This window comes from Halomonas sp. KM-1 (genome assembly GCF_000246875.1).
GTDB lineage: Bacteria > Pseudomonadota > Gammaproteobacteria > Pseudomonadales > Halomonadaceae > Halomonas > Halomonas aerodenitrificans.
On sequence record NZ_BAEU01000107.1, the window covers coordinates 1 to 4,475 of the forward strand.

The window sequence follows — 4,475 nt, forward strand, 5'->3', positions numbered from 1 at the left end:
ATATCGCGAGCCCGCGGCATCCCGAACCGGAGTCGGCATCCGGGCCGGCCCCGGCGGTGAGTGCACCGTCGCCTGCTGCCGAGGTCGTACGCCCACCGGAGCCACCCCCACCCTGGGAGGAGGCGACGCCGGAGCCATCGCTTGGTTCCACCGCCCAGGCGACGGCCGAGCCCGAGTTCGCCGCGGAAGCGACTGTCGCGCCAAGGCCCGAACCTGAGCCTGAGCGGGCTCCCGAGTCCCGGCTTTCGCCGGAGCCTGTACCCGAGCCTGAACCTGAACCTGAACCTGAACCGGAGCCTGCACCCGAACCGGAGCTTGCTCACCCGTCCGCGCCTGAACCTGCCTTCGAGCCGCGCACTGCCGCCGTCCAGCCGGCGGAGGAGTACGCAGGCAGGGCAGCAGCACAGATAGAAGCGGCACAGACAGTAGCGGCACGAACAGAAGAGAGCGACCTGGCGCTGCTCGACGAACCCGAGCCGGTCGTCGAGGTCGCGCCCGCCAATGCCCACGAGCCGCGCCCTGCGGTAGAGCAAGCGGCAGATGGCGAACTGCTAAGTCATGATCGCTGGCTGGATGGTTTCGATGCTCTGGGCCTCGGTGGATTGACGCGCAACCTTGCGGCCCACTGTGTGGTCGAAGCCGATGACGGTAGGCGGTTGACGCTGCGCCTCGACCCGTCCCAGGAGGCCATGAACGCAGAGATCCACGTGCGTCGTGTGCAGGAGGCGCTGGCCGGCATCGGCATCGTACGCCAACTCGCGATCGTGCCGGGGTCCTTGCCGACCGACATCGAGACGCCCCGCCTGCGTGCCGACCGGATTGCCGCCGAGCGTCACGCCGAGGCGGTGGCTGCCCTGCATCGTGACCCACACGTCAGGCAGCTGCAGGAAACCTTCGGGGCACGCCTGATCGAGTCCAGCGTCAAGCCGGCCGAAGCGGCACCCAGGGCCTGAAGACAAGTTCACTTTGCCAAGCGAGAGGAACGACCATGATGAAAGGTGGAATGGGCAACCTGATGAAGCAGGCCCAGGAGATGCAGCAGAAGATGCAGCGTGTCCAGGAAGAGATCGCCAAGGCCGAGGTGACCGGTGAAGCCGGCGCCGGCATGGTCAAGGTGACCATGAACGGTCGCCACGACGTGAGCAAGGTCGATATCGACCCCAGCGTCATGGAAGAGGACAAGGAGCTGCTCGAGGATCTGCTGGCCGCGGCAGTCAACGACGCGGTACGCAAGGTCGAGGCCAGCTCGCGGGCGAAGATGGAAGAGGCCACGGCGGGGCTGAACCTGCCGCCCGGCTTCAAGATGCCTTTCTGACTCTATTGAAACCGGCTTCGCTCGGCCATGCGGCGTCAACCATCCTCTAGAGGTATCGAATGAGCTTTTCCCCCCTCGTCGAGAGACTGATGGAGTCGCTGCGTGTGCTGCCGGGCGTGGGGCCCAAGACCGCGCAGCGCATGGCGATGCATCTGCTCGAGCGAGACCGCGACGGCGGTCGCCGCCTGGCCGGCGTGCTCGAGCAGGCCATCGAACAGGTCGGCTACTGTCGGCGCTGCCGCACCCTCACCGAAGAGGAGATCTGCGGGCTGTGTACCAGCAGCCGGCGCGACGACGCGCTGCTGTGCGTGGTAGAGTCGCCGGCCGACCAGCTCGCCATCGAGGAAGCGGGCGGTTACCGTGGCCGCTACTTCGTGCTCCACGGTCACCTTTCGCCGTTGGATGGCATCGGCCCCGAGGACCTGGGCCTCGACCAGCTCGAAGCGCGTATCGCCGAGGGCGGTATCAGCGAGGTGATCCTGGCCACCAACCCCACCGTGGAGGGTGAGGCCACGGCTCACTACATCGCTGCCCAACTGTCGCCCCATGGGGTGACCCTGTCGCGCCTGGCCTATGGCGTGCCCATGGGGGGGGAGCTCGAGTACGTCGATGGCGGTACCCTCAGTCGTGCCTTCAATGGCCGCCTGCCGTTTCGCGGCGATTGAAGCCGCTGTCTTTTCCTGTTGCCGGATGACCGCATGACCCTGACCCCCGAGATCCGCTGGATCGACACCCCCGAGGCGCTGGATGCCGCCTGTGCCGAGGTGGCTGGCGCCGAGGTGATCGCGCTGGATACCGAATTCTTTCGCGAGAAGACCTTTCACCCGGTTCCCGCTCTGATCCAGTTTTCCAGCGGTGGACCGGCCTGGCTCGTTGACCCTGTCGTGGTGCACTGTACCGATGCCTTTCGCCGCCTGTTGGGCGAGGGGCCGCTGAAGCTGCTGCACGCCAGCAGCGAGGACCTGGAAGTATTGGCGCATTGGGCTGGGGTGTCGGTGGCTCCGCTGGTGGATACCCAGGTTGCCCAGGCGCTGCTTGGGGAGGACCCCGCCATGGGCTATCAGCGCATGGTGCATCACTGGACCGGGGAGACGTTGCCCAAGGACGAGACCCGCTCCGACTGGCTGCAGCGTCCGCTGAGTGAATCCCAGCGGCTTTATGCGGCACTCGACGTGGTCTACCTGCTCAAGGTCTGGGAGCGTCAGCACGAAGCGCTGGAACGGCTGGTGCGTCGTGACTGGCTGGAAGCCGACTGCCGTGAGCTGATGGCCCAGGCCCTGCGCAGCGATGAGGCGGATGGGCAGTGGTATCGTCGTCATCGCCAGCTGTGGCGGCTCACGCCTCGTCAGGTCGAAGCCTACCGGCTGATGACCACCTGGCGCGAGGGCGAGGCCCGGCGACGCAACCTGCCGCGGGGCTGGCTGGTCAACGACCGGGTGTTGTACGCCATCGCCGAACGCATGCCGGAGAATCGTTATCAGCTCGCCGAAGTCGAAGAGATCAAGCCGAGCCTGATCAAGCGCGACGGCGACACCCTGCTGGCCATGGTGAAGCAGGCGAAACAGTGCGAGGCGGACACTCTGCCGGCGGCGCAGCCTTCGCCGCTGGGGGCGGACTACAAGCGGCGCATGAAGGCGCTCAAGCGGGTGGTGAACGAGCATGCCGAACGGTTGGGGCTGGCGCCGGAGGTGCTGATGCGCCGGCGCGAGCTGGAAGCGCTGATTGCCGCCGATCTGGCGGCGGAACCGCTACCTTTGCCTGAGGGCTGGCGCGGCGACTGCCTCGCGACACCCCTGGAACAAGCTTTGAATGAGGTGAAGGCCGAATGAACGACGACCGTCTGCAAGGCAACAAGCTGCTGTGCGAGATCTTCAAGAGTCCGCGCAAGGAGGAGATGTACCTCTATGTCGACAAGCGGCAGGGGCTGGCCGAGGTGCCCGCGGTACTGCTCGAGCGCTTCGGCAAGCCGGTATCCATCATGACCATGATCCTGTCGCCGGAAAAACCGCTGGCCCGCGCCAAGGTGGAGGACGTGATGGCAGCGATCCGCGAAAAGGGGTTCTACCTGCAGATGCCGCCAGCCAAGGAGGAGTATCTGCTGGACCTGTATCGCACCCCCACAGAGTCGCGTTACTGACATGCGTGAACTGTTCTGGGAGCGCTTCGACCTCGAGGAGCTCACCGCCGAGGAGTGGGAAGCACTGTGCGACGGCTGCGGCCAGTGCTGCCTGGTCAAGTTCCAGGACGAGGACAGCGGCGACCTCGCCGTGCTTGGCGTGGCCTGCGAACTGCTCGACATCCACAGCTGCCGCTGTAGCGACTACCCCAACCGCCAGGCCCGGGTACCCGACTGTGCCCGGCTCACGCCCCAGCGTATCGAAGAATTCCGCTGGTTGCCGAAGTCCTGCGCCTACCGCCGTATCGCGGAAGGCCGCCGGCTGGCGGGCTGGCATCCACTGATCTCCGGCGACCCCGAGCGCGTGCATCGCAAAGGCATCAGCGTGCGCAGCTTTGCCATCTCCCAGCGTGACGTGCCAGACGACGAACTGGAAGACCACATCATTGCCATACTGCCGATTGACGGCTGATCCCCTCAAGGTCTGAAGGTCTTTGGTATCCAATTTCAGCCTGGCTGCTGATGGCCATTTCTCCCATTCCCCATAATGCTGAGTGTTGCAGCTTGTAACATTGTGTTGCTTTCAGGGGGCATTGCAAATGCCACGAGAGCTGAGCAAGCCGATGGGAGGGGATCATGAAACGGAGATGGATGACGACGGCAGGAGTGACGTTTGGCGTCATGCTGACAACGAGCGCCATGGCCCAGTCGCAGCCCTGGACCGAACCGCTCAGCGATGAGGAAATGACGGCACGTTGGAATGCGCTGTTCAACGACGGCGCCGTGCTGAGCGACGAAGAACTCGACGAATTGCTGGAATGGCTGCCGCCAACCGGCGCCGGCCTGGGAGCGATGGGCCTGGATGGCTCCAGAGGGGGAGGTGACGGTGGCCTGGTGCGCACCGGCGGCTCCTCGCCGCCCAGCAGTGGCGGCGGTGGCGGGGGTGGCAATAGCGGCGGTGGCGACGGCAATGGAGGCGGTGGCAACGGTGGCGGTGGTAACGGCAACGGAGGCGGTGGCAACGGCGACGGCGGTGGTAACGGC

Annotated in this window: 7 protein-coding genes; all 7 read left to right on the forward strand. The window is 65.7% G+C overall.

Going from position 1 to position 4,475, the window contains the following annotated elements; translation table 11 throughout:
- Positions 1-953 (forward strand): DNA polymerase III subunit gamma/tau C-terminal domain-containing protein (locus B8115_RS11210; RefSeq protein ID WP_274517419.1); only part of this gene is annotated, 953 nt, incomplete at its 5' end.
- Between the two features lie 35 nt (positions 954-988).
- Entirely contained in the window at positions 989-1,315 is a 327-nt protein-coding gene (locus B8115_RS11215) for a YbaB/EbfC family nucleoid-associated protein (RefSeq protein ID WP_010627889.1), read from the forward strand.
- A 59-nt stretch (positions 1,316-1,374) separates the two neighbouring features.
- Positions 1,375-1,980 (forward strand): recombination mediator RecR, encoded by a 606-nt coding sequence (gene recR, locus B8115_RS11220; protein WP_010627890.1) that lies wholly within the window; start codon positions 1,375-1,377, stop codon positions 1,978-1,980.
- Positions 1,981-2,013: 33 nt separating this feature from the next.
- Positions 2,014-3,144 carry a ribonuclease D gene (rnd, locus tag B8115_RS11225; RefSeq protein ID WP_010627891.1) on the forward strand — a complete coding sequence of 377 codons (1,131 nt, stop codon included), beginning with the start codon at positions 2,014-2,016 and terminating at the stop codon, positions 3,142-3,144.
- Entirely contained in the window at positions 3,141-3,452 is a 312-nt protein-coding gene (locus B8115_RS11230; protein ID WP_010627892.1) for a YcgL domain-containing protein, read from the forward strand. The genes rnd and B8115_RS11230 overlap by 4 nt, the downstream gene beginning before the upstream one ends.
- Position 3,453: 1 nt before the next feature.
- On the forward strand, positions 3,454-3,903 hold the full coding sequence (locus B8115_RS11235) for a YcgN family cysteine cluster protein (protein ID WP_010627893.1): 450 nt from the start codon (positions 3,454-3,456) through the stop codon (positions 3,901-3,903).
- 164 nt (positions 3,904-4,067) lie between these two features.
- Positions 4,068-4,475, forward strand: a 408-nt coding sequence (locus B8115_RS23745; RefSeq protein WP_193365781.1) for a hypothetical protein, incomplete at its 3' end; no start/stop codon positions are given.